The sequence below is a fragment of the Staphylococcus pasteuri genome, assembly GCF_030547725.1.
Taxonomy (GTDB): Bacteria; Bacillota; Bacilli; order Staphylococcales; family Staphylococcaceae; genus Staphylococcus; species Staphylococcus pasteuri.
This window is the reverse complement of the sequence record NZ_JAUOQO010000037.1, coordinates 1-451: the sequence shown is the minus strand read 5'-3', so window position 1 is coordinate 451 and position 451 is coordinate 1. Positions and strand designations below refer to the sequence as shown.

Genomic DNA, 451 nt, shown 5'->3' with positions numbered 1-451 from the left:
GGAAAAGCCTGCTCCTAAGCAGAACACTCGAAGCAAAAACAATAATAACCGTGACAAGCGCAACAATCGTCGTAACAACCAACGCAACGACAAGCGTACTAGCAAAAATTCGGAGCGACAAGAGCGCCCTGAACGTAAAGATCGCAACGAACGTAACGAGCGCGGTGAGCGAAGCGAAGGCGCTAAAACCCGTCGTCGTAAGGACCAGCGCAATAAGCCTGCGCGCGACAAGGTTGAAAAGACCGAGACGGTAAAAGAAAATAAGCCTGCTCAAAAAGAGCAAGCACCTAAAGAACAGCAAATTAAAGAACGCAGAGAACGTCGAAACTTACGTAAGAAAGTTCGTGTTAATGCGGAGAAGACTGCTGAGCAACCTAAAGTGCAAGAGCCAGTATTGGTAGAACAATCAGTACCTGAAAAAGTCGAGCCAAAAACAGTTGCACCTGAGGCC

1 protein-coding gene is annotated in these 451 nt (G+C 47.7%); it reads left to right on the top strand.

All coding sequences use genetic code 11. From position 1 onward, the window contains the following. The coding region (locus Q4528_RS12690; RefSeq protein ID WP_303521823.1) for a hypothetical protein at window positions 1–451 on the top strand (451 nt) is incomplete at both ends.